The 23,115-nt window shown below is 63.8% G+C and carries 19 protein-coding genes; 10 read left to right on the top strand and 9 right to left on the bottom strand.

Translation table 11 applies throughout. The annotated features are described in order from the left end of the window. Positions 1-70: 70 nt before the first annotated feature. From E1748_RS17325 to E1748_RS17315, 3 genes are all read left to right on the top strand, one after another. Entirely contained in the window at positions 71-652 is a 582-nt protein-coding gene (locus E1748_RS17325; protein WP_133648405.1) for a peptidylprolyl isomerase, read from the top strand. Between the two features lie 172 nt (positions 653-824). After that, on the top strand, positions 825-1,319 hold the full coding sequence (locus E1748_RS17320; protein WP_133648404.1) for a peptidylprolyl isomerase: 495 nt from the start codon (positions 825-827) through the stop codon (positions 1,317-1,319). 123 nt (positions 1,320-1,442) lie between these two features. Further along, positions 1,443-2,240 carry a UDP-2,3-diacylglucosamine diphosphatase gene (locus tag E1748_RS17315; RefSeq protein ID WP_133648403.1) on the top strand — a complete coding sequence of 266 codons (798 nt, stop codon included), beginning with the start codon at positions 1,443-1,445 and terminating at the stop codon, positions 2,238-2,240. A 3-nt stretch (positions 2,241-2,243) separates the two neighbouring features. Here the strand turns inward: E1748_RS17315 and cysE are convergent, their stop codons facing one another. Both cysE and E1748_RS17305 read right to left on the bottom strand, forming a co-directional pair. Then, positions 2,244-3,050 carry a serine O-acetyltransferase gene (cysE, locus tag E1748_RS17310; RefSeq protein ID WP_133648402.1) on the bottom strand — a complete coding sequence of 269 codons (807 nt, stop codon included), beginning with the start codon at positions 3,048-3,050 and terminating at the stop codon, positions 2,244-2,246. 199 nt (positions 3,051-3,249) lie between these two features. Further along, positions 3,250-4,101 carry an RNA methyltransferase gene (locus E1748_RS17305; RefSeq protein ID WP_420819329.1) on the bottom strand — a complete coding sequence of 284 codons (852 nt, stop codon included), beginning with the start codon at positions 4,099-4,101 and terminating at the stop codon, positions 3,250-3,252. A 363-nt stretch (positions 4,102-4,464) separates the two neighbouring features. On the opposite strand from E1748_RS17305, the gene E1748_RS17300 reads away from it, so the two are divergent. Both E1748_RS17300 and lplT read left to right on the top strand, forming a co-directional pair. Beyond that, positions 4,465-5,265: an inositol monophosphatase family protein gene (locus tag E1748_RS17300; RefSeq protein WP_133648400.1), complete on the top strand. Its 801-nt coding sequence runs from the start codon at positions 4,465-4,467 to the stop codon at positions 5,263-5,265. Positions 5,266-5,425: 160 nt separating this feature from the next. Beyond that, positions 5,426-6,724, top strand: a complete 1,299-nt coding sequence (lplT, locus tag E1748_RS17295; RefSeq protein WP_133648399.1) for a lysophospholipid transporter LplT — start codon at positions 5,426-5,428, stop codon at positions 6,722-6,724. A 136-nt stretch (positions 6,725-6,860) separates the two neighbouring features. Here lplT and E1748_RS17290 read toward each other — a convergent pair whose 3' ends face one another. Then, positions 6,861-7,256, bottom strand: coding sequence for a hypothetical protein (locus E1748_RS17290; RefSeq protein ID WP_133648398.1), 396 nt, complete (start codon positions 7,254-7,256; stop codon positions 6,861-6,863). 465 nt (positions 7,257-7,721) lie between these two features. Here E1748_RS17290 and mutS point away from each other — a divergent pair, with 465 nt between their 5' ends. Both mutS and E1748_RS17280 read left to right on the top strand, forming a co-directional pair. Next, positions 7,722-10,415 (top strand): DNA mismatch repair protein MutS, encoded by a 2,694-nt coding sequence (gene mutS / locus E1748_RS17285; protein WP_133648397.1) that lies wholly within the window; start codon positions 7,722-7,724, stop codon positions 10,413-10,415. Then, a complete protein-coding gene (locus tag E1748_RS17280) occupies positions 10,402-11,721 on the top strand; it encodes a hypothetical protein (protein ID WP_420819328.1) in 1,320 nt (439 codons plus the stop codon). Before mutS ends, E1748_RS17280 begins: the two co-directional genes overlap by 14 nt. On the opposite strand, the gene E1748_RS17275 is transcribed toward E1748_RS17280, so the two are convergent. Beyond that, the gene (locus E1748_RS17275) at positions 11,701-12,240 is read right to left on the bottom strand and encodes an FKBP-type peptidyl-prolyl cis-trans isomerase (RefSeq protein WP_133648396.1); all 540 of its coding nucleotides are present in this window, start codon (positions 12,238-12,240) and stop codon (positions 11,701-11,703) included. The genes E1748_RS17280 and E1748_RS17275 overlap by 21 nt on opposite strands. A gap of 32 nt (positions 12,241-12,272) precedes the next feature. Here E1748_RS17275 and E1748_RS17270 point away from each other — a divergent pair, with 32 nt between their 5' ends. Next, the gene (locus E1748_RS17270; RefSeq protein WP_133648395.1) at positions 12,273-13,520 is read left to right on the top strand and encodes a cupin domain-containing protein; all 1,248 of its coding nucleotides are present in this window, start codon (positions 12,273-12,275) and stop codon (positions 13,518-13,520) included. 232 nt (positions 13,521-13,752) lie between these two features. Further along, positions 13,753-14,013 carry a hypothetical protein gene (locus tag E1748_RS17260; RefSeq protein WP_166653581.1) on the top strand — a complete coding sequence of 87 codons (261 nt, stop codon included), beginning with the start codon at positions 13,753-13,755 and terminating at the stop codon, positions 14,011-14,013. A 140-nt stretch (positions 14,014-14,153) separates the two neighbouring features. On the opposite strand, the gene E1748_RS17255 is transcribed toward E1748_RS17260, so the two are convergent. The 3 genes from E1748_RS17255 to E1748_RS17245 all read right to left on the bottom strand — a co-directional run bounded on the left by E1748_RS17255 (position 14,154) and on the right by E1748_RS17245 (position 17,747). Then, positions 14,154-16,373, bottom strand: coding sequence for a DNA repair helicase YoaA (locus E1748_RS17255; protein WP_420819340.1), 2,220 nt, complete (start codon positions 16,371-16,373; stop codon positions 14,154-14,156). 115 nt (positions 16,374-16,488) lie between these two features. After that, on the bottom strand, positions 16,489-16,704 hold the full coding sequence (locus E1748_RS17250) for a DUF465 domain-containing protein (RefSeq protein WP_133648392.1): 216 nt from the start codon (positions 16,702-16,704) through the stop codon (positions 16,489-16,491). 83 nt (positions 16,705-16,787) lie between these two features. Continuing rightward, positions 16,788-17,747, bottom strand: coding sequence for a hypothetical protein (locus E1748_RS17245; protein ID WP_133648391.1), 960 nt, complete (start codon positions 17,745-17,747; stop codon positions 16,788-16,790). A gap of 100 nt (positions 17,748-17,847) precedes the next feature. Here E1748_RS17245 and E1748_RS17240 point away from each other — a divergent pair, with 100 nt between their 5' ends. Beyond that, complete coding sequence (locus E1748_RS17240; protein ID WP_133648390.1) at positions 17,848-20,196, top strand: Tex family protein; 2,349 nt, start codon at positions 17,848-17,850, stop codon at positions 20,194-20,196. A gap of 141 nt (positions 20,197-20,337) precedes the next feature. Here the strand turns inward: E1748_RS17240 and E1748_RS17235 are convergent, their stop codons facing one another. Next, positions 20,338-22,224 carry a potassium transporter Kup gene (locus E1748_RS17235; protein ID WP_133648389.1) on the bottom strand — a complete coding sequence of 629 codons (1,887 nt, stop codon included), beginning with the start codon at positions 22,222-22,224 and terminating at the stop codon, positions 20,338-20,340. Positions 22,225-22,527: 303 nt separating this feature from the next. After that, positions 22,528-23,115 carry a phosphoribosyltransferase gene (locus E1748_RS17230; RefSeq protein ID WP_205965252.1) on the bottom strand — a complete coding sequence of 196 codons (588 nt, stop codon included), beginning with the start codon at positions 23,113-23,115 and terminating at the stop codon, positions 22,528-22,530.

The raw sequence follows: 23,115 nt of genomic DNA, 5'->3' as shown, positions 1-23,115 counted from the left end.
TCGAATCCGTACGCGCCGGCTGGCACCGGCGCCGTTCGTTCACCGCGTTTTTTCCAACCCGAGGATCTTCATGAAATGGTTGATGCTGGCGCTCGGCAGCGCCGCCCTGATCGCACACGCCCCCGCCTTCGCACAAACGGCTTCGCCGACGACGCACCCGTCGGTGCTGTTCAAGACGTCGGACGGCGACATCCGCGTCGAGCTGTATCCTGAAAAAGCGCCGAAGACGGTTGCCAACTTTCTCGACTACGTGAAGTCCGGCCAGTACAGCGGCACGATCTTCCATCGCGTGATCCCGGGCTTCATGATCCAGGGCGGCGGCTACACGACGAGCTTCGCCGAAAAGCCGACGCGCGCACCGGTCGCACTCGAGAGCCGTAACGGTCTGAAGAACACGGTCGGCACGATCGCGATGGCTCGCACCAGTGATCCGAATTCAGCGACCGCACAGTTCTTCATCAACACCGTCGACAACGCAGGCCTCGACTATCCGAATCCGGACGGCAACGGCTATGCGGTATTCGGCAAGGTCACCTCGGGTATGGACGTCGTGAAGAAGATCGAAGGCACGCCGACGACGACGCGCGGACCGATGTCCGACGTGCCGCAGAAGTCGGTCGTGATCGAATCGGCGACGGTGATCGGCAAGTAACGCAGGTAACGGTTACGGTCACCCGAAGCCAATCAGCCGCGCCGGGCACGCAGCGGGCCGGCGCGCTAACATAATCCAATCGCTGCCGGGCGCGGCGTCGTGCGGCTTGTGCCGCGCGGCCCGCGCTTTTCACTCGATTTTTACTTAATCCTGCACTTCAAAGGTTGCCATCATGGTCGAACTGCATACGAATCACGGCGTCATCAAACTCGAACTGGACGCGGAAAAAGCGCCGAAGTCGGTCGAGAATTTTCTTAACTACGTGAAGGCCGGTCACTACGACAACACCGTGTTCCACCGCGTGATCGACGGCTTCATGATCCAGGGCGGCGGCTTCGAACCGGGCATGAAGCAGAAGCCGACCGAAGCGCCGATCAACAACGAAGCGAACAACGGTCTGAAGAACGTCAACGGCTCGATCGCGATGGCTCGCACGAACGATCCGCACTCGGCCACCGCACAGTTCTTCATCAACGTGAACGACAACGACTTCCTGAACCACTCGTCGCCGACGCCGCAGGGCTGGGGCTACACGGTGTTCGGCAAGGTCGTCGACGGGCTCGACGTGGTCGAGAAGATCAAGAAGGTAAAGACGGGTTCGAAGGGCTTCCATCAGGACGTCCCGGCCGATGACGTGATCATCGAGAAAGCCGTCATCGTCGAATAAGTTTTCGAGACACTGGCCACACCCGTGTCACCGTCGAGGACATGCGGCCGCCTTCGGGCGGCCACTTCGCGGTTTGCCGCGGGGTCGACCACAAGGTTGACCACCACTATCTGGCGCACTTCGATGCTGCAAGAAACGCCGCTGCGAAGCGTCGCTGCGGGCGTGCCCGGCGAGGGCAAACGCCCGCACGCCGCCCGCCCGTTTTTTTTCCTCTCCGATCTCCATCTGAGTGAGGCGATCCCGCGCACGGTCGCGGCGTTCGAACACTTCATCCGCGTCACGGCGGAGCAGGCCGACTCGGTGTTCATTCTCGGCGACCTGTTCGAATACTGGATCGGCGACGACATGCTCGCCGAACCGTTCGCCGCCCGCATGGCCGCGCTGATGCACACACTGTCGGAGCGTGGCGTCGCGCTCTACATCATGCACGGCAATCGCGACTTCCTGCTCGGCAAGCGGTTCATGAAAGCAGCCGGCGCGATCTGGTTGCCCGACCCGATCTCGATCACCGCGTTCGGCACGCGCATCGCGCTCGCGCACGGCGATGCGCAGTGCACGTCGGATCGTGGGTATCAATGGTTTCGGCGGCTCGCGCGCAATCATCTGGTGCAGATGCTGTTTCTCGCGTGGCCGTTTCGGTGGCGCCAGGCGCTCGCGCTGCGGATGCGTTCGGCGAGCCAGGAAGGTCGCGCACGGCCCGTGTCGCCGCGCTACGACGTGACGCGTGCAGGCATTGCGGCGCTGTTCCGCAAGACCGGCACGGCGACGATCATTCACGGCCATACGCACCGCCCTGCCCGTCATCTGGAAGCAGGCGGCGTGCGCTGGGTGTTACCCGACTGGGATCTGGATCACGGCGAACGACGCGGCGGTTATCTGCGCGTCGATGCCGAAGGGTTCAAGGTATTGCCGATCGACTGAAATTCAGTCGAGGTCGCCTTCCAGCGCGGCCGACAGTTGACGCAACCCGCGCAGCGTCACATCGGTGCCCTGCATCGCTTCGATGCGCGTGCCGAGCCGCTCAAGCGCCGCAACGATTTCGTCGACACGCTGGGTCTGCGTGGCCGCGTGATCGATCAAGCCGTGAATCGCCAGCGACATTGGGTCATCCGCATTCGGCGTGATCCCGTATGCGCAGAACGCGGAGCGCTCGGGCGCGACGTTGGTGCCAACGTCGATCTGCCCTTCAACGACCGACGAACCGCCGCGCGACGCAGCCGGCGCAATCACGCGCGCCGGATTACCGACCGCCGTGCCACCCGCTGGCACCGGCTTCACGACGACCGCATTCGAACCGATCTTCGCGTCCGCGCCGATCGTGAAACCGCCGAGCACCTTCGCGCCAGCACCGACGATCACGCCGCGCTCGAGCGTCGGATGCCGCTTCGCCCCGCGTTCGAGTGACGTGCCGCCGAGCGTCACGCCTTGATAGATCGTGCACTCGTCGCCGACCTCCGCCGTCTCGCCGATCACGACGCCCATCCCGTGATCGATGAATACGCGCCGGCCGATCGTCGCGCCCGGATGGATCTCGATGCCGGTCAGGAAGCGCGCGATCTGCGACACGAAGCGTGCGAGCCAGCGACGACGCATGCGCCAGCACGCGTGCGCGAAACGATGCAGCACCAGCGCGTGCAGGCCCGGATAGCACGTGAGGACTTCCCAGGCGCTGCGAGCGGCGGGATCGCGCTCGCGAATCGTGGCGACATCTTCGCGGAGTCTCGTGAACATGGCAGTGACCGTCGTGGGGGAGGAGCGCCGCCGGTTAGCATCCCGGCAGCTTTGCTTAGAACGTTTCCGGGATTGTAGGGCGACTGTGCGAAACGTGCCGGAAGTCCACGCGGACGGCAAGGTCGTCCGCTGACAGGTTGCTGTCAGGCTGACAGGCCGACCTGCGTTGGCCTGTGCATGAACCTGGGAACCGGGCGGTTCAGTCGCCGCTGTCGGGCGCTTTCGCCTTCAGCAGGATGTGCTTCGCGATGCCACGCACGATGTTCACCTCTTCGCGCTCGAGGCCCGCGCGTGCGAACAGTCGACGCAGCCGTGACATCAGCTTCTTCGGATGGGCGGGATCGAGGAACTCCAGCGCGATCAGCGCGTTCTCGAGATGGACGTACATGCGCTCGATTTCATCGCTGGCCGCGCGCGGTCCGTCCAGTTCGTCTGGTGCACGAACCGGCGCCGATGCGGCCGATGCCGATGCAGACGTCGCATCGCCGAGGTACGCAACGCGCAGTTCATACGCGAGCACCTGGATCGCCTGCGCGAGGTTCAGCGAGCTATACGCCGGGTTCGCCGGAATGTGCGCGAGCGCGCTGCACCGCTCGACATCCTCGTTCGACAGACCGGTGCGCTCGTTGCCGAACACGAGTGCGATGTCGCCGGCCGCGGCCTGGATGCGTGCCGCGTTCGCGGCCGCGCGCGGCGTGAGTTGCGGCGGACCGTATTCGCGTGCCCGCGCGGTCAGCGCGATCGACCATTGCACGCCGGTCAGCGCATCCGCGAGCGTCGGCACGACGTGCGCCGATGCGAGCACGTCGTCGGCACCGCTCGCCATCGCGATCGCTTCCGGATCGCTCTGCACGTGCGCGACGCGGGGCGCCACCAGCACGAGCCGCGAGAAGCCCATCGTCTTCAGCGCGCGCGCCGCCGCGCCGACGTTGCCAGGATGGCTCGGCTCGACCAGCACGAAGCGCGTCGACGTGAAGCCGCCGCGCACAGGGCCGGCCTCGCCCGAGGAAGAATGGCGGGAAGCAGGAGAAGAATCGGAAGACTGAACCACGATGGATGCCGGCACTCTGCAAGGACTGGAAAGCGGCTATGGTAGCGCCAATGGCGCCCCGGCCCAATCTGCACCGTCGACGCCGCGAGATATCGTCTCGCCTTTAACCGACCTGCCTCGCCCGTCGCCATGCATGCGCGGCTTCCCGCGCGTCTGGCCGGAACAGCCCCGGTTCGGGTAAAATCACGGCTATTCGCGCCGTCTTCGAACGTGCGCCCCGCTCTTCTTCAATTCGTCTCCGTGGCCGGAACGCGCGCCGAAACCGCGTTCCGTGTTGTTTAAGATCGCGCCTGCCGGCTTTCGCCGGCATATCGCACCATCCGGTTCGCAGCGGCACTGCACCGGCAAAAAGGATCCAGGCTCATGCATCCCATGCTCAACATCGCTGTCAAGGCTGCGCGCCGTGGCGGACAGATCATCAACCGCGCATCGCTCGATCTCGATCTGGTCCAGGTCAGCAAGAAACAGCACAACGATTTCGTCACGGAGGTCGACAAGGCATCCGAAGCGGCCATCATCGATACGCTGAAGACCGCCTACCCCGATCACGCGATCCTCGCCGAAGAATCTGGCCGCTCCGACAACGACTCCGAGTATCAGTGGATCATCGATCCGCTCGACGGCACCACCAACTTCATTCACGGCTTCCAGTACTACTGCGTGTCGATCGCGCTCGCGCACAAGGGCACGGTCCAGCAGGCCGTGATCTACGACCCGACCCGCAACGACCTGTTCACCGCCTCGCGCGGACGCGGTGCGTTCCTGAACGACCGCCGCATCCGCGTCGGCCGTCGCGACCGCCTCGCCGATTCGCTGATCGGCACCGGCTTCCCGTTCCGCGAGACCGACTCGCTCGACGCGTACTGCACGCTGTTCGCCGACATGACGAAGGCCTGCTCGGGCCTGCGTCGCCCCGGCGCCGCCGCACTCGATCTCGCGAACGTCGCAGCCGGCCGTCTCGACGGTTTCTTCGAACAGGGCATCAACGCGTGGGACATGGCGGCAGGCAGCCTGCTGATCACCGAAGCGGGCGGCCTCGTCGGCAACTACACCGGTGACTCCGACTTCCTGCATATCGGCGAAATCGTCGCGGCGAACCCGAAGGTGTATGCGCAGATGGTGCCGATCCTGTCGCGCTACAGCCGCACGCGACAAGCGGCCTGATAGATCGCGTCCTGCAAGGCGGCTTCGGCCGCCTTTTTCTTTATGTGTTGGGCTGCGCGGTGGTTGGCTGTCATTTGCCACACGCAGAACCGCCTGTCCGGGCCCTGTCCGACGCGCGCGATCCGCACGCGTTCTCTCGCGCTGTGTTCCAATCGGTGCCATGAAAAAAGGTTTCTTTACGATCATCGCGGCGCAGTTCGTGTCGTCGCTGGCGGATAACGCATTGCTGATCGCGGCGATCGCGCTGCTGACCGTGATCCAGTCGCCCGCATGGATCACGCCGCTGCTGCAAATTTTCTTCACGATCTCGTACGTGTTGCTCGCACCGTTCGTCGGCGCATTCGCCGACGCGCTGCAAAAGCGTCACGTGATGTTCATCTCGAACGCGCTGAAAGCGTGCGGTTGTCTGCTGATGATCGGCGGCGTGCATCCAATGCTCGCGTATGGCGTCGTCGGCTTCGGCGCCGCCGCGTATTCGCCGGCGAAGTACGGCATTCTCACCGAGCTGCTGCCCGCCGAACGCCTCGTCGCGGCGAATGCGTGGCTCGAATCGGCGACGGTGCTGTCGACGATCGTCGGCACGATGCTCGGCGGCGCGCTGATCAGCACCTACGCGACGCACTTCGTCGCACACGCGCACCTGCCGCTGATCCGCACTGCCGCCGATCTCGCAATGCTCGCCGTGATGATCACGTACGCGATCGCGGCCGCGATCAACTTCGGCATCCCCGACACCGGCGCGCGCTATCCGAACCGGCTGCTCGAACCGCGCAAACTCGTCGGCGATTTCGCAAACTGCTTTCACGTGCTGTGGTCCGACAAGCTCGCGCAGATCGCGCTGTGGGTGACGACGCTGATGTGGGGCGGCGCGGTCACGCTGCAACTGCTCGTACTGAAATGGGCTGATGTGAATCTCGGGCTGTCGCTGTCGAAAGCGGCGGTGATCCAGGGCGTGGCCGGCCTCGGCATCGCGGTGGGCGCAGCGGCGGCGGCCGCGTGGATTCCGCTGCGCGGCTCGCTGCGTGTGCTGCCGGTCGGCATCCTGACAGGGCTCGTCGCGATCGCGATGGCGTTCTACAGCAAGGGACTCTTTCCGCCGGGCGCGGGCTTTCGCGTCGGGCCGTTCGTCGCGCCGTTCTATATCGTGCTCGCGTATCCGCTGATGATCCTGCTCGGCGCGCTGTCCGGCTTCTTCATCGTGCCGATGAACGCGGTGTTGCAGCATCGCGGCGCGACGCTGCTGTCGGCGGGACACTCGATCGCCGTGCAGAACTTCAATCAGAATCTGGCCGTGCTGCTGATGCTCGGTGCGTATGCGCTGCTGTTGACCGCGAAGATGCCGGTGCAGTGGATCATCGTCGTGTTCGGTTCGTTCATTACCGTAATGATCTGGCTCGCGCGGCGGCGGAGTCTGGTGAATGCGCGGGAAGCGAATCTGGCGGGGTTGATTGGGGAGTGAGGACAACGGCGAACGGCAACGCATGGAATTCAAACACCGTCCTGCCCGATGAGTCGCTGATCAAGCGAAAAAGCCTCGCGCGAAAGCGAGGCCCCGATCGCAATCGGACAGCGACCGCCTCAGTCCGATAGACGGTTTACTGCGGCAGCGGAAAACTTCCCAGTACCCAATTCCGCTCCCCCTTTTTGCTCCTGTCATTACTGGCCGCGGCGCAGACCACATCGTTGTCCGCCTCCCAGATCTGCGCCGCGTGATAGAAGCAGGTACCGCCCGTCCACTTTGTGTGTCCATAGCGGGACACTGAGGGAATCTCGACTCGATCCTGGTTGGCGTTGTCGCTGTACACCGGCAGCCAGCGGCTACGGTTGCCGGTCACCGACAGACACACGAAGAAGTGCCCACCTTGGACAGCCAGCGCGGAATCGACCGTGCACCTAGTGGACTCACGTCTGCCGAGTACATCCGGCAAAAGGTACAGGACCAGTCCCCGCTGAAATTCAGCGCCCTCGACATTCATTAGCACGTCCGCCATGTTGAAACTCCAGAAAGTGCGGAGCATCGCCGGACCAGGCATGCGCGTGGCCGGTTTATCGAAAGCTCCGTTGATCCAGAAAATCCGCGCAAGCCGCAGGAAAACGGGATGCGCCCGAAGGCTTACCGGGTTCCTGCGAAGCAACGGACAGACATGTCGGCCGACAACATCAACTTAACCAGTCGATGCGCCGCATGGAATGAGCCATAGGTGGTGGCCGGCGGCACGTGAAATACATCACGGGGAAAGAAGTGGCTCGCCCGACTGAGCGCGGCTCATCGAGCGGGTCACGTCAGGCGCGGAAATTCATGCTGATCCGGTTCGCGTCACGGACTCCGACAGTGCAGCAACCTCGCTCGCGAAAAAAGTCCCACTCCGCGCAATATCGTCCATCCAGCCAGGTCCCCGTCGACCACCCGACGGGTTAAACTCACGCCCTGAACACCACGCAAAAAGACACCGAGGATGGGCAACCAGATCGCAGCAGTCGACGCCAAAACCAACGAATTGGCACAGCACACACCGATGATGCAGCAGTACCTTCGCATCAAGTCGGAACATCCCGGCACGCTCGTCTTTTACCGGATGGGTGACTTCTACGAACTGTTCTTCGACGACGCGGAAAAAGCGTCGCGCCTGCTCGATCTGACGCTGACGCAACGCGGCGCGTCGGCGGGCAATCCGATCAAGATGGCCGGCGTCCCGCATCACGCGGTCGAGCAATATCTCGCGAAGCTGGTGAAGCTCGGCGAGTCGGTCGCAATCTGCGAACAGATCGGCGATCCGGCTACGTCGAAAGGGCCGGTCGAACGCAAGGTCGTGCGCGTCGTCACGCCCGGCACGCTGACCGATGCCGCCCTGCTCTCCGACAAGAACGACGTGTTCCTGCTCTCTGCATGCGTCGGTCACAACCGTCGCGGCGTCGCGACGACGCTCGGTCTCGCGTGGCTTAATCTGGCGAGCGGCGCCCTCCGTCTCGCGGAGATCGCACCCGATCAGGCCGCGGCCGCATTCGAACGCATCCGCCCTGCAGAAATTCTCGTCGCCGATACCGGCAGCGATGCGAGCGCATGGTCGCCGCCCACCGGCTTCGGTGCGCTGACCCGCGTGCCCGCGTGGCATTTCGATACAACGTCGGGCACGAAGCGGCTGTGCGATCAGCTCGACGTCGCGAGTCTCGACGGCTTCGGCGCGCACTCGCTGTCGAGCGCATGCGGTGCAGCGGGCGCGCTGTTGCTGTACGCATCGGCGACGCAGGGTCAGCAGTTGCGCCACGTGCGTAGCCTGAAGGTCGAATACGAATCGGAGTACATCGGCCTCGACCCTTCGACGCGTCGCAATCTCGAACTCACCGAAACGCTGCGCGGCACCGAATCGCCGACGCTGTGTTCGCTGCTCGACACCTGCTGCACGACGATGGGTAGCCGTCTGCTGCGTCACTGGCTGCATCATCCGCCGCGCGACGCGTCGATTGCACGCACACGTCAGCAGGCGATCGGCGCATTGCTCGACGCGCCGCCGGCCAACGGTGTCGATGCATTGCGCGGCGCGTTGCGGCAGATCTCCGACATCGAACGGATCACCGGGCGGCTCGCGCTGCTGTCGGCACGGCCACGCGATCTGTCGAGTCTGCGCGATACGTTCGTGTCGTTGCCGGCGCTACGCACGCAGCTCGCCCAGATCACAGCCGGCGTCGACTCGCTGGTGCGGATCGAGGTGGCACTCGAACCACCCGCGCCGTGCGTCGATCTGCTGCGTCAGGCGATCGCAGAAGAACCGGCGGCGATGGTGCGCGACGGCGGCGTGATCGCGCGCGGCTACGACGCCGATCTCGACGAGCTGCGCGACATCTCGGAGAACTGCGGCCAGTTCCTGATCGATCTCGAAACGCGCGAACGCGCGCGCACCGGCATCGGCAATCTGCGCGTCGAGTACAACAAGGTGCACGGCTTCTATATCGAAGTCACGCGCGGCCAGACCGACAAGGTGCCCGACGACTACCGGCGACGTCAGACGCTGAAGAACGCCGAGCGCTATATCACGCCCGAACTGAAAACCTTCGAGGACAAGGCGCTCTCCGCACAGGAGCGCGCGCTGGCCCGCGAACGCGCGCTGTACGACGCGCTGCTGCAATCGTTGTTGCCGTTTATCGCGGACTGCCAGCGGGTCGCATCGGCACTGGCCGAGCTGGATCTGCTCACCGCATTCGCCGAACGCGCCCGCGCGCTCGACTGGGCCGCGCCGACGTTCCGCGAAGCGGGCGGCATCGAGATCGAACAGGGACGCCATCCGGTCGTCGAGGCGCAGGTCGAGCAGTTCATCGCGAACGACTGCACGCTGAACCCCGAGCGCAAACTGCTGCTGATCACCGGCCCGAACATGGGCGGTAAATCGACCTTCATGCGGCAGACGGCGCTGATCGCGTTGATGGCTTACGTCGGCAGCTACGTGCCGGCGCGGCGCGCGGAGTTCGGTCCGATCGATCGCATCTTCACGCGCATCGGCGCCGCCGACGATCTGGCCGGCGGCCGTTCGACGTTCATGGTCGAGATGACGGAAGCCGCCGCGATTCTCAACGACGCGACACCGCAAAGCCTCGTGCTGATGGACGAGATCGGACGCGGCACGTCGACGTTCGACGGCCTCGCGCTCGCATGGGCGATTGCGCGTCATCTGCTCGCGCACAACGGCTGCCATACGCTGTTCGCGACGCACTACTTCGAACTCACGCAGTTGCCGATCGAGTTTGCGCAAGCGGCGAACGTGCATCTGTCGGCCGTCGAGCACGGCCACGGCATCGTGTTTCTGCATGCGGTCAACGAAGGCCCCGCGAACCAGAGCTATGGGTTGCAGGTCGCGCAACTGGCGGGCGTGCCGTCGGCGGTGATCCGCGCGGCGCGCAAACATCTCGCGCATCTCGAGCAGCAGTCGGCGGGACAGCCGGCACCGCAGCTCGATCTGTTTGCTGCGCAACCGCTGTTGCTGGAGGACCGCGACGATCGTGATGACGACGCGCCCGCAGCCACAGAGAACCCGGCAACCCAGGCGCTGCTCGAACGCCTGCGCGCGATCGATCCGAACGAACTGCGTCCGCGCGACGCACTCGATCTGCTGTATGAACTGCACGACCTAGCTACTCCGCCGGATGCGGACGATTGATCGACCGATGCATCTCGCACGGCCGCGTCGCAATCTCGCGACGCGGGTCGCGGCTATCGCTTTACTCGCGATAGCCGCGTCGGCACATGCAGCCGAACCACGGCGCTATGCATTCGCGGTCATCGGCGGCACGATGCACAGCCCCGCCGACGAAGCGCCGACGCAGCGGCTCATCGACGCGATCGGCCGCGATCCGCAGATGTCATTCATCGTCTACGACGGCAATCTGAAAAGCGCGAAGGAAGCGTGCCGCGATTCGCTGTATGAGCGACGCCAGGCGCTGTTCGAAGCGTCACGTCCGGCGCTCGTGTTCATTCCAGGACAACACGACTGGACCGACTGCGGTACTGCGGCGGCCGGTGGCTTCGATCCGGTGGAGCGGCTCGATCTGCTGCGGCAGACGCTGTTCTCGGAAAGCGAGTCGATGGGCCAGAACCCGCTGACGCTCACACGCGAAAGCGAAGTGTCGCGCTTCCGTCCGTATCGCGAAAACGTGCGCTGGCAGGTCGGCGATACGGTGTTCATCGGACTGAATGCACCGGGGCCGAACAATCATTATCTGAACGCCGGTGGACGCAACGGCGAGTTCGAAGACCGCGTGATCGCCAACGGTTTCTGGCTCGAACACGCCGCCGAATACGCGAAGCGTCGCGATGCGCGCGCGATCGTCGTGTTCATGCAGGGAGACCCCGATCCGGAGCGGTACGAGCGACCTGAGCGGTTCGCGTGGCTGCGCTTCGGACGCAACGCGCGACGCGATGGGTATCTGGAATTCAAGCGGAGTCTGGTGAAGCTCGCACAGACCTTTCGCGGCCCGGTGCTGCTCATTCACGAAAACGATGAACCACTGGCAGGCGGTTTTCTGATCGACCAGCCGCTGCGTAACGACAAGGGTGCGCTCGTCACGAATCTGACGCGCATTGCATTCGCGCCGCGCGATCGTCTCAGCGAGTGGGTACAGGTTGATGTGGATCTGGCGCGACGTCCGCCGTTTCGCGTGATCGTGCGGGAGGTGCCGAAGAATCTGCCGGTGCCGCCGGCAATCCAGCCACCCAGCCCGCCGCACGAAGAACCGATGCTGCCGCCGATGCCGGAAGTGCCGGGATTACCTGGCGTGCCGCCGGCCTCCGAAGTGGCTCCGCTCGATGTGCCGCCGATTCTTCAATCCCCCGGCGAAGCGAGCGGCGCGTCGAGTAGTTCATCGGCTAGCTCATCGGGTAACTCACCCAGCAACGCGGCAAGCGGCATATCTCCCCTCCCGCCGCTGTCGCCGCATCCGGCAAGCTCAGTGCAGCGTGGGCCCTGATTTGCCGTCGTCGTCTTCGTCATCCTCGTCGACGATTTCGAGACCATCCGCGCCGTGCGCGTGTTCGTGCTGGATTTCGTCCTCGGTGGCGGGACGCACTTCCTTGACGCTCAGCGAGAAACGCAACGCCATGCCTGCAAGCGGATGATTGCCGTCGAGCACGACCTTGTCTTCGGCAACGTCGGTCACCGTATAGATCAGCGCATCGAGATCTTCATCGCCCTCTTCCGGCGTGCCTTCGAACTGCATGCCGACTTCGAGCGGCTCCGGGAAACGCGTGCGCGGTTCGATCTTCACGAGCTCGGGATCGTACTCGCCGAACGCATCCTGCGGGGCAAGCTGGATCTGGGTTTCGAAGCCCGGCTCATGGCCGTCGAGCTCTTCCTCGATCTTGGGGAACGTGCCATCATAGCCGCCGTGCAGATAGACCATCGGCTCGTCGCTTTCCTCGATCAGATTGCCCTGCGCATCCGATAGCTTGTACGCGACCGACACGACGGTGTTCTTTGCGATTTTCATTCGATTCTCCAGAATACAAATCACATTATACGATGCCCAAGCGGCCCCTTGACCACCTGGCCGGCACGGCTTCAGCCCCGGTTTCACCTGAGCGTTCGCGTGCCGGTTCGACTCCGCTTCCGTCCGCGGATCAACCCACGCCACTACTCGGCAATCTCACTCCGTCGCAATTCATGCGCCGGTACTGGCAGAAAAAACCGCTGCTGATCCGTCAGGCCATTCCGCAGGTTGCGGCGCCGCTGTCGCGCGACGAACTGTTCGATCTCGCCGGCAACGACGACGTCGAAGCACGCCTCATCACGCGCGCGCGCAATCGCTGGCAACTCGCACACGGGCCCTTCGCACCCGACGATCTGCCGACCCTTCGTCAGCGGGCATGGACACTGCTCGTGCAGGGTGTCGATCTGCACGACGATCGCGCGCGAGCATTGCTCGACCGCTTCCGTTTCGTTCCCGACGCACGCCTCGACGATCTGATGATCTCCTTCGCAACCGACGGCGGCGGCGTGGGTCCGCACTTCGACTCTTACGATGTGTTCCTGCTGCAGGTGCATGGCAAGCGCCGGTGGCGCATCGGTGCGCAACGCGACCTGTCGCTCGAGGAAGGTGTGCCGCTGAAAGTGCTGCGCCATTTCGAACCCGACGAAGAGTGGCTGCTCGAACCGGGCGACATGCTGTATCTGCCGCCGCATATCGCACACGACGGCGTCGCTGAGGGCGAATGCATGACGTGCTCGATCGGCTTTCGCGCGCCGTCCACTGGCGAGCTGACGTCGCAGTTCCTCTATCACCTCGCCGAGTCCGGCGGTGACGCTGCGGGCTCCACGGCGTTGTATCGCGACCCCGGCCAGCCTGCTGTCGAATCTCCGGCCGAATTGCCGCAAGCGCTCGTCGCGAAAGTCGGCGAGATGCTCGCGAAGGTCCGCTGGAATGAGCGGGATATCGTTTCTTTTCTCGGCGCCTACCTGAGCGAACCAAAGCCCTCGGTGTTCTTCGACCCGCCCGAACGCCCCTTGACCGAGGCCCGTTTTGCTGCGCTTGCGGCGAAGTCGGGAATCCGGCTCGACCGGCGCACCCTGCTGCTATACGACCATCGCGCATATTTCGTGAATGGCGAAGAAAATCCATTGGCAAACGCGCGAAAATGGCTCCCTGAATTCGCGAATAAACGGTCTTTGAGTGCGAAACGCTTTGTAACACTCTCACACGATTCATCGGTGACAGCACTGCTGCACGAGTGGTATTGTGCGGGCTGGGTGCAAGTGGGCGAGCTTGCGTGAAGCTGCCTGCGTGCCATACCGTACGAAGAAAATTTGTATGAGAAAGACAACGTATTGACCCCGGATTTGTCGACGGTCGATACGAAAGTGCATATAATTTCCGCCCAAGCCGTAGGGAAGATTCACGCTCATGCAGAAGTGCATCTCCACCAGCGGCCGAGGTCGATGTTGGAGCACATTACCGGTAATATTTTGCGCTGTTGCTTACCTTTAACCATAAAAGGACGTGATCATGAAGAAATCCCTCCTCGTAGCATCCCTGTTGGCAGCTGTGGCACTGGCCGCATGCAACAAGAGCAGCGATCAGGCTGCTGCACCGGCTAGCGACGCAGCGGCTGCTTCGGCACCGGCTGCTGCCGCTTCGGACGCAGCTACGGCCGCATCGGGCGCTGCTGCTGCTGCAAGCGACGCTGCTGCTTCGGCTACGGGTGCCGCTTCGGACGCAGCTGCTGCTGCTTCGGCCGCTGCTCCGGCATCGGGCGCAAGCCAGTAAGCTGTACTCGCCTTCGGGCGAAGCCGCATCGGGAACCACACGGTTCCCGAACGGAAAACAAAACGCCACGGATACTCTCCGTGGCGTTTTGTCATTGTGGGCCCGCTTTTCTTTGAGTCTTTGAGGCCGAATCGTATCGCTCAGGACAGCCCGGCCCTATCCGAAAAAAACTCCTGCACCACCCCGATCTCGCGTGTCCGTTTGAACGGCGGCAGACTCTGCCAGATTCGTCGCCCATACGGTTTCTCGACAAGCCGCGTATCGCAGATCATCAGCACGCCGCGATCCGTCTCCGCGCGAATCAGACGGCCCGCACCCTGCTTCAATGTGATGACCGCCTGCGGTAGCTGATGGACCGCGAACGGGCTCAAACCCTTCTTCGTCAGCGCGTCGAGACGCGCCGACAACACGGGGTCATCCGGCGGCGCAAACGGCAGCTTGTCGATCACGACGAGCGACAGCGCATCGCCGCGCACGTCCACGCCTTCCCAGAAGCTCTGACTGCCGACCAGAATCGCATTCCCGTACGCACGAAACCGTTCGAGCAGTTCGGTGCGGCTCGCATCGCCCTGCACCAGCAGCGGCATGTTCCAGCCACGCGTTTCGATCACTTCGCGCAGCTTGTTCGCGATACGGTCGACTGCGCGCAACGTCGTGCACAGCATGAAGACGCCGCCGCCTGCCGCTTCGATCGCGGGTAGCGCGGCGTCGAACACGGCGTCCGTGAAAGCCGGCGACGACGGCTGCGGCAGATTGCGCGGCACGTACAGCAGGCCTTGGGTCTCGTAGTCGAATGGACTGGGCAGCGTCATCGAGCGGCGCGCGTTCAAACCCATCTGCGCGGCATAGTGCGTGAAGTCGCCGCGCACCGACAGCGTCGCCGACGTGAACACCCATGCACGCGGCACACCCGCACGCTGCCGTGCGAAAATCGGCGCGACGGAAAGCGGCGTCTCGTGCAGTTGCACGGTATGCGAAAAGACTTCGATCCAGCGGACCTTTTCGTCGGTGTCATCGCCCTTGCCTGCAGCGTCTGCCTCGACGACTTCGGTGCCGTCCTCGCGCGTGCGCGTGATGCGATCGACCACTGCCGGAGCAGGTGCAGCGGCATCCGCAGCGGGCGACGTCGTCCAGCCGGCGAGCAGCTTCTGCAGTTCGCGCGCACGGCGCAGACACGCACCGATCGACTCGGCGCGCTCCGCCTGCCCGGCAAGCGCCGACGCGAGCGCATCGAGCTCCGTATCGAGCACGTCGAGCGCGGCGAACAGCGGATGATCGACCGCCAGTTGCGCGACCGACATCCGCACGACGTCCTCACGGAACGCGAGGCGCACGTCGCGCGCCGCGCGCTCCAGCGCGCTGCCGAGCTTCACCCACTCCACCGCATCGCGCGCATGTCCGAGCCCTTCCGCGACCGCATCGCGCGCAAGCTCGAGCAGTTGCGCCGTCGACAGCGTCTCGCCGAAAAACAGCGTCGCGGTTTCAGGCAATTGATGCGCTTCGTCGAAGATGATCGTATTCGCGGTCGGCAGCAGTTCGGCCATACCGGTGTCGCGCAGCATGATGTCCGCGAAAAACAGGTGATGATTGACGACGACGATATCGGCCTGCTGCGCTTCGCGACGCGCCTGCATCACGAAGCATTCCTTGTAGTGCGGACACTCCTGGCCGATGCAGTTGTCGCGCGTCGACGTGACCATCGACCACACCGCCGCCGTTTCCGGCACGCTCGCGAGCTCGGCCTTGTCGCCGGTGCGCGTGATCTTCGCGAACCGGACGATGTCCTGCAGATACGACGTTTCCTGCCGCGACGGCAGGCGGCCGTTGTCGGCGGTACGTTGCAGGTAGTAGTGGCACAGATAGTTCGCGCGGCCCTTCAGCATCGCGACCGTCACCGGCACCGCGAGCGCATCGCGCACCGTCGGAATATCGCGTTGAAACAGCTGATCCTGCAGATGCTTGGTACCCGTCGAGACGATGACCTTGCCGCCCCACAGCATCGCCGGAACGAGATACGCGTAGGTCTTGCCGGTGCCGGTGCCCGCTTCGACGATCAGCGTGTTCTCGCTGCCGTCGAGCGCGCCGGGTTCGTCGACGGGGGCCGCATCCGTGGCGGCGCCCTGAAGCTTGCGTGCGGGGCGCTTCTGCGCTTCGAACATCGCGGGCTCGGGCATCGCGCGGCCCGACGCTTCCATCGCGGCCGCAACCGCGCGCGCCATCTCGATCTGCGAAGCACGCGAGCGATAGCCATCGATCTGCCGTGCGAGCAGACCGTCGGCAGCGAAGATGCCATCGAGCTCCGCGACACGGCGCGGGTTAAGCGCGGGCGTCACGCGTGCATCGCGTGCATCGCGCGACACCGCGCCGGCGTCCGTCGAAGGACGCGAAGAAGAAACAGACGATGAATTCAAGGCAAGCGGTTCCTGCAAAATCCGGTGTGCGCGGGGCACGCCCGGCGCCTGCCAGGTGGCCCTATCAGGCGCGTCCGTCCGGTTCGAGCTGCAACTGCAGCAAGATGATTGTGTCCTTGACCTTGAGCTTGCGCTTTTTCAGCCGCTGCAGCTCCAGGTCGTCGATGCCGTGCTCTTCCGACATCCTGTCGATCAGCCGGTCGAGCCCACTGTGCTCCGACTCCAGCTGCAGAATGCGGTCGCGAAGCGTATCCGCGTTGATGGCGTGATGATCGCGCATGCTCTCGCCTCCTCTTCCCGAAGCGGCGGAGGGGCAATGGATTCAGCCGCTTCGCCTGCGGTTGCTGTCCGGCTTGAAACGCGTTACTGGCCCTGCTGCTGCCGTTGCTGCTGAAGCTGCTGCTGTTGTTGCTGTTCCTGCAATTGCTGCTGCTGTTTCTCGCGGGCTTTCTCGGCGGCTTGCTTCTGGCGCGCCTCGACGTCCGCCTTGTGCTGCGCGGCGTTTTCCTGCTTCTGCTGGAAGCGCTGCGTGTTCTCGACCCGCTCCTGCGCCTTCTGCGCGCCCTGCTGCCGCGCCTGCTCGAGCTTCTGCTGGAAACCCGCCTGCTTGCTATCGTAGGCCTGCTGGTTCGCCGCTGCCTGCGACGCACCGATACCGCGTTGCGCCTGATCGAGCGCATGCTGGCGCTGCTTGTCCTGATACGCCTGCTCGTTCGCCGCGCGCTGCGGCGCTTCGGCCGTGCGCTGCGCCTGATCGAGCACATGCTGGCGCTGCTTGTCATCGTACGCCTGCGCATTGCGCGCGTCGTTCGCGGCGCGCTGCGGCGCATCGACTTCGTTCTGCGCACGGTTGAGCGCGGCCTGCTGATCGCGCTTCAGCGCCCGCGCGACACGCTGCTCGTCGTCGAGCGCGAGCTGTTCCTTGCGGATATCCGCCTGCTCCTTGCGCATATCTTCGCGCGCCTTGCCGAGGCAGTGATTCACGAAGAACCTGCTGTAGCAGTCGTGCTCCGCCACGCCATAACGGTAGCTGTTCTCCGCGCCCCTGCGATCCAGATCCTTCTGGCGCGCGTCAAAAGCGTTCGTAGCGTCCGCGTCGTCGCCGGGCGATGGCATGGATGCCGCCATCGGCGACGAAGCCGTAGCCGGCACTGCGGAAGCCGCGGTATCCGATTGCGCGAACGCCGGAGCCGCAACAACAAACAACCCCGCGACGAAACAGGCTACCGCCCGTACGGCAAACAGGGCGCGAGGCGCGGCAGCAGCACGCGATAAAAGAGAAAAGCGGGAGTTCGGCAACGTCGGGGATGGGCAGCGGGACATGCCCGAAATTCTATCACCGTGCGCTTGAGCGTCCTGGCATTTATGGCAAAATGCCCCGCTTCACCAACCCGGTCGCGGCCGGCAGGAACCTCAAGACTTTATGACGGAAACCGTAGCACTCAAGATCGTACAGCGCATCGCCACCGAACTGGCCGTCCAGCCGCGCCAGGTTGCCGCCGCGGTGCAACTTCTCGACGAAGGATCGACTGTTCCGTTCATTGCCCGCTACCGGAAGGAAGTAACCGGCAATCTCGACGACACGCAGTTGCGTAACCTCGAAGAGCGTCTGCTGTATCTGCGCGAACTCGAAGACCGGCGCGCGACGATCGTCGCGAGCATCGACGAGCAGGGCAAGCTGACCGACGAGCTGCGCGCCGCGATCGAAGGCGCCGACAGCAAACAGGTGCTCGAAGATCTCTATCTGCCGTACAAGCCGAAGCGCCGCACGCGTGCGCAGATCGCGCGCGAGGCCGGGCTCGAACCGCTTGCACAGCTGCTGCTCGCCGATCCGCAGCGCGATCCTGCCACCGAGGCCGCCACCTACGTCGACGCGGAGAAAGGCGTCGCCGACGTGAAGGCCGCGCTCGACGGCGCACGCGACATCCTCTCCGAACAGTTCGGCGAAACCGCCGACCTGCTCGGCAAGCTGCGCGATTACCTGTTCAACCAGGGCGTGCTGTCGTCGAAAGTGGTCGAGGGCAAGGAAAGTGCGGAAGAAGAAAAATTCCGCGATTACTACGATTATTCCGAAACCATCAAGACCGTGCCGTCGCATCGCGCGCTCGCGCTGTTCCGCGGCCGCAATGCCGGCGTGCTGATGATCAAGCTCGGCCTCGGCGAAGAACTCGACGCGCAGGTGCCGCATCCCGGCGAAGCGATGATCGCGCGCCACGTGGGCATCGCGAACCAGAATCGCCCCGCCGACAAATGGCTCTCCGATGTGTGCCGCTGGTGCTGGCGCGTGAAGGTGCAGCCGCACATCGAAAACGAACTGCTGACGAATCTGCGCGAAGAAGCCGAGCACGAAGCAATCCGCGTGTTCGCGCGCAATCTGAAGGACCTGCTGCTTGCCGCGCCGGCCGGCCCGAAGGCTGTGATCGGTCTCGATCCTGGCATGCGTACCGGCGTGAAGGTGGCCGTGGTTGACCGGACTGGCAAGGTGCTCGCCACCGACGTGATCTATCCGCACGAGCCGCGCCGCGACTGGGATGGTTCGATCGCCAAGCTCGCGCGTATTTGCGCGCAGACGCAGGCCGAACTGATCAGCATAGGCAACGGCACGGCGTCGCGTGAAACCGACAAGCTCGCGAGCGAACTGATCGCGAAGCATCCTGAATTCAAGCTGCAAAAGATCGTCGTGTCGGAAGCAGGTGCATCGGTGTACTCGGCGTCCGAACTCGCGGCGAAGGAATTCCCCGACATGGACGTGTCGCTGCGCGGCGCGGTATCGATCGCGCGACGTCTGCAGGACCCGCTCGCGGAACTCGTGAAGATCGAGCCGAAGGCGATCGGCGTCGGCCAGTATCAGCATGACGTGAATCAGCGCGAACTCGCGCGTTCGCTCGATGCGGTCGTCGAGGATTGCGTGAACGCGGTCGGTGTCGACGCGAACACGGCGTCGGTTGCGCTGCTCGCGCGCGTGTCGGGGCTGAACGCGACGCTCGCGCGCAATATCGTCGACTTCCGCGATGCGAACGGCCCGTTCCCGTCGCGCGAACATCTGCGCAAGGTGCCGCGTCTCGGCGATAAAACGTTCGAGCAGGCCGCTGGCTTTCTGCGCATCAACGGCGGCGACAATCCGCTCGACCGGTCGTCGGTGCATCCGGAAGCGTATCCGGTGGTCGAACGGATTCTCGCGAAGATCAGCAAGCATGTCGGCGACGTGCTCGGCAATCGCGAAGCGCTGTCGGGACTGTCGCCCGCCGAATTCGTCGACGAGCGCTTCGGTCTGCCGACCGTGCGCGACATCCTCGTCGAACTCGAGAAACCGGGCCGCGATCCGCGTCCGGAATTCAAGACCGCGACGTTCCGCGAAGGCGTCGAGAAGGTGTCCGACCTCGCGCCGGGGATGGTGCTCGAAGGCGTCGTGACGAACGTTGCGGCGTTCGGCGCATTCATCGATATCGGTGTGCATCAGGACGGTCTCGTCCACGTGTCTGCGATGTCGACGCGCTTCATCAAGGATCCGCACGAAGTCGTGAAGGCAGGTCAGATCGTCAAGGTGAAGGTGCTTGAGGTGGACGTGAAGCGTCAGCGGATTGCGCTGACGATGCGTCTCGACGATGACTTCGCCGGCGGTTCGGCGTCGCGGGGCGGCAATGCGCAGGATCGCGGGGCGAATCGTTCGGGCGGCTCAGGCGGTGGACGTCCGCAGCAGCAGCAGCGGTCGCGCGAGCCGGAAGCTGGCGGTGCGATGGCGGCTGCGTTCGCGAAGCTCAAGCAGCGGTAGACGAACACCGCGTTGCGCGTCGCACGAATCAGCGTGCGACGCGCAACGGGGATAACGCAGTACGCGTTCGCCAATCGGCACAAAAAAGCCCACGCATGCGTGGGCTTTTTTTCATTCGCGCATATCGCGCGTTGTCTACGCTCAGATCTCGATCTTCGTCCCCAACTCGACAACCCGGTTCGCCGGAATACTAAAGAAGTCCGTCGGCTTCGCGGCATTCTGATGCATCCACGCGAACACGCGCTCGCGCCACACCGACATCCCCGGCAACTGCGTCGGCACGACCGTTTCGCGCGCGAGGAAGAACGACGTGTCCATCAGTTCGAACGTCATGTCGTGCGTGCGACCGACCTCGAGCAGCACGGCCTTCACATCGGGCGTCTCGTTGAAGCCGTACACCGCCTTCACGAGATAGAGTCCACCGTCGATCACCTTGACCGTGACGCGTTCGGCATCGTCGACATACGGAATGTCGCGCGTGACGAAGGTCAGGAAGATCGTGCGCTCGTGCAGCACCTTGTTGTGCTTCAGGTTGTGCAGCAGGCTCACCGGCACGAGCGAGTCGCTGCCCGTCAGATAGATTGCCGTACCGGACACGCGATGCGGCGGATGCGCGAGCAGCCCCTGCAGGAACGGCATCAACGGAATACCGTCGGCGGCGGTGCGGTCCTTCACGATCATCCTGCCCTTGAACCAGGTCATCAGCAGGAAGAACAGCAAAGCGCCGATGCCGAGCGGCAACCAGCCGCCCTCCTCGACTTTCAGCAGATTCGCGCCGAAGAACCCCAAGTCGACGATCATGAACACCGCGATGATCAGCGCGACGAGGATCTTGTTCCAGTTCCACACCTTGACCATCACGACGCACGCGAGCACGGTCGTGATCACCATCGTCGCAGTAACCGCGATGCCGTATGCGGCTGCGAGATTATCCGAGCTCTTGAACGCGACCACGATGCACAGGATGATCAGCAGCAGCATCCAGTTCACGACCGGCACATAGATCTGGCCGATCGCGAGTTCCGACGTGTGCAGGATCTTCATCCGCGGCACGTAGCCGAGCTGGATCGCCTGGCTCGTCAGCGAATACGCGCCCGAAATCACCGCCTGCGATGCGATCACCGTCGCGACCGTCGACAGCACGACAAGCGGCAGCAGCGCCCAGTCGGGTGCGAGCAGGAAGAACGGATTTTCGATTGCCTTCGGGCTGTGTATCAGCAGCGCGCCCTGGCCGAAGTAGTTGAGCACCAGCGAAGGCCCGACCAGCGCATACCACGCGACGCGAATCGGCTTCGCACCGAAGTGGCCCATGTCGGCGTACAGCGCCTCGGCGCCGGTCAGCACCAGCACGACGGAACCGAGCACGACGTAAGCCTGCAGCACGTGTGCCGACATGAAAGTGAAAGCGTAGTACGGGTTCAGTGCCTTGATGACGACCGGCGCCTGGACGATATGCGAGATACCGAGCACGGCGATCGTCACGAACCACACGACCATGATCGGTCCGAACAGCCGGCCGACCATCGCCGTGCCGTGCCGCTGGATCCAGAACAGGATGACCAGGATCACCATCGTGAGCGGCAGCACCAGATGCGAAAGTTTCGGCGCCGCGATCTGGAGCCCTTCGACCGCGGACATCACCGAGATCGCCGGCGTAATCACCGCGTCGCCGTAGAACATGCAGGCGCCGAAGATGCCGAGCATCATCAGCAATCCAGCCCCGCGGCTCTTCTGGTTGAACGAACGTAGCGACAACGCCATCAACGCAAGCACGCCGCCCTCGCCGTTGTTGTCGGCGCGCATCACGAACAGCACGTACTTGACACTGACGACGATGATGATCGCCCAGAACAGCAGCGAGATGACACCCAGGATCGACGCTTCGGTGAGGGGAATGCCGTGCGATGGGCTGAAAGCTTCTTTCAGCGAATACAGCGGGCTCGTGCCGATGTCGCCGAAGACCACTCCGATTGCAGCGATCGCAAGGGAAGGCAGCGGTTGCTTCCGCATGTGATGGGTATCTGTCATAAACGCAAAGAATCCGTTCCGGAGCGGAGTAAAACGAGCGCTATTCTAACTGCGGGCCAGAACCCGCCGTCCAGTCGTTGTGGATCCACGACGCCGACGGTCCGCGAAGTGTAGCATCGCGTCCACGGCAAGTCTGCGTGCGACTGGGACTATTGGCGGACTGTTGCGCCCATTCTGCGGCGCGCTTGCGGCCGTTCGTGTGACGCGGTAGCAAAACCCTGTCACCCACAAAAAAGGAGCCGCGAGGGCTCCCTGTAGCAACGCGATAACGACAACCCCGGACTACCCGGCGTGCCGCATCGCTTATGCCTTCGATGCGGAATCCTGCGCGGTGCCGCGCTTGATCCATGCGCCGAGATTGTGCGGCCGAACCGTGTCCCATTCCTCGAACGGCTGGTGGATCCACGGGTTGGTCGGCAGGTACTGCACGTGAAAATCCGGCTTGACCTTCGAGCAGCCCTTGTACCAGAGCACCGCGGAGCGCACCGACGTGATCGCCGGATAACGCTCTTTCAGATGCTGCTGAACCCGCGCGAGCGTTACGCCGGAATCGACCAGATCGTCGACCAGCAGCACGTTGCCCGACAGTTCGCCGCGCGTCATCGTGATGTACTGCGCGATGTCGAGTTCGCCCTGCTCGGTGCCGGCGGCCTCGCGATACGAACTCGTAGCGAGAATGGCCAGCGGCAGATCGTAGATGCGCGACAGCTGGTCGCCGACGCGCAGACCGCCGCGCGCGAGGCACAGGATCTTGTCGAACTTCCAGCCGGAATCATGCACCGCGAGCGCGAGCAATTCGATCAGCCGGTGATACTCATCCCAGCCGACCCACAGGTTCTTGTCGTCGTTACGCGGGTCCTTCATTGCGATCATGGGCACACCCTGCGTCAT

It is taken from the genome of Paraburkholderia flava (genome assembly GCF_004359985.1).
In the GTDB taxonomy this organism is placed as follows: domain Bacteria; phylum Pseudomonadota; class Gammaproteobacteria; order Burkholderiales; family Burkholderiaceae; genus Paraburkholderia; species Paraburkholderia flava.
Note: the sequence above shows the minus strand (reverse complement) of the source record. Positions and strands in the feature narration are given on the sequence as shown.

Coding starts and splice junctions, on each gene's coding strand:
- E1748_RS17325 (WP_133648405.1), top strand. CDS start 71: ATGAAATGGTTGATGCTGGCGCTCGGCAGCGCCGCCCTGATCGCACAC.
- E1748_RS17320 (WP_133648404.1), top strand. CDS start 825: ATGGTCGAACTGCATACGAATCACGGCGTCATCAAACTCGAACTGGAC.
- E1748_RS17315 (WP_133648403.1), top strand. CDS start 1,443: ATGCTGCAAGAAACGCCGCTGCGAAGCGTCGCTGCGGGCGTGCCCGGC.
- cysE (WP_133648402.1), bottom strand. CDS start 3,050: ATGTTCACGAGACTCCGCGAAGATGTCGCCACGATTCGCGAGCGCGAT.
- E1748_RS17300 (WP_133648400.1), top strand. CDS start 4,465: ATGCATCCCATGCTCAACATCGCTGTCAAGGCTGCGCGCCGTGGCGGA.
- lplT (WP_133648399.1), top strand. CDS start 5,426: ATGAAAAAAGGTTTCTTTACGATCATCGCGGCGCAGTTCGTGTCGTCG.
- E1748_RS17290 (WP_133648398.1), bottom strand. CDS start 7,256: ATGGCGGACGTGCTAATGAATGTCGAGGGCGCTGAATTTCAGCGGGGA.
- mutS (WP_133648397.1), top strand. CDS start 7,722: ATGGGCAACCAGATCGCAGCAGTCGACGCCAAAACCAACGAATTGGCA.
- E1748_RS17280 (WP_420819328.1), top strand. CDS start 10,402: ATGCGGACGATTGATCGACCGATGCATCTCGCACGGCCGCGTCGCAAT.
- E1748_RS17275 (WP_133648396.1), bottom strand. CDS start 12,240: ATGAAAATCGCAAAGAACACCGTCGTGTCGGTCGCGTACAAGCTATCG.
- E1748_RS17270 (WP_133648395.1), top strand. CDS start 12,273: ATGCCCAAGCGGCCCCTTGACCACCTGGCCGGCACGGCTTCAGCCCCG.
- E1748_RS17260 (WP_166653581.1), top strand. CDS start 13,753: ATGAAGAAATCCCTCCTCGTAGCATCCCTGTTGGCAGCTGTGGCACTG.
- E1748_RS17250 (WP_133648392.1), bottom strand. CDS start 16,704: ATGCGCGATCATCACGCCATCAACGCGGATACGCTTCGCGACCGCATT.
- E1748_RS17245 (WP_133648391.1), bottom strand. CDS start 17,747: ATGTCCCGCTGCCCATCCCCGACGTTGCCGAACTCCCGCTTTTCTCTT.
- E1748_RS17240 (WP_133648390.1), top strand. CDS start 17,848: ATGACGGAAACCGTAGCACTCAAGATCGTACAGCGCATCGCCACCGAA.
- E1748_RS17235 (WP_133648389.1), bottom strand. CDS start 22,224: ATGACAGATACCCATCACATGCGGAAGCAACCGCTGCCTTCCCTTGCG.
- E1748_RS17230 (WP_205965252.1), bottom strand. CDS start 23,115: ATGACGCAGGGTGTGCCCATGATCGCAATGAAGGACCCGCGTAACGAC.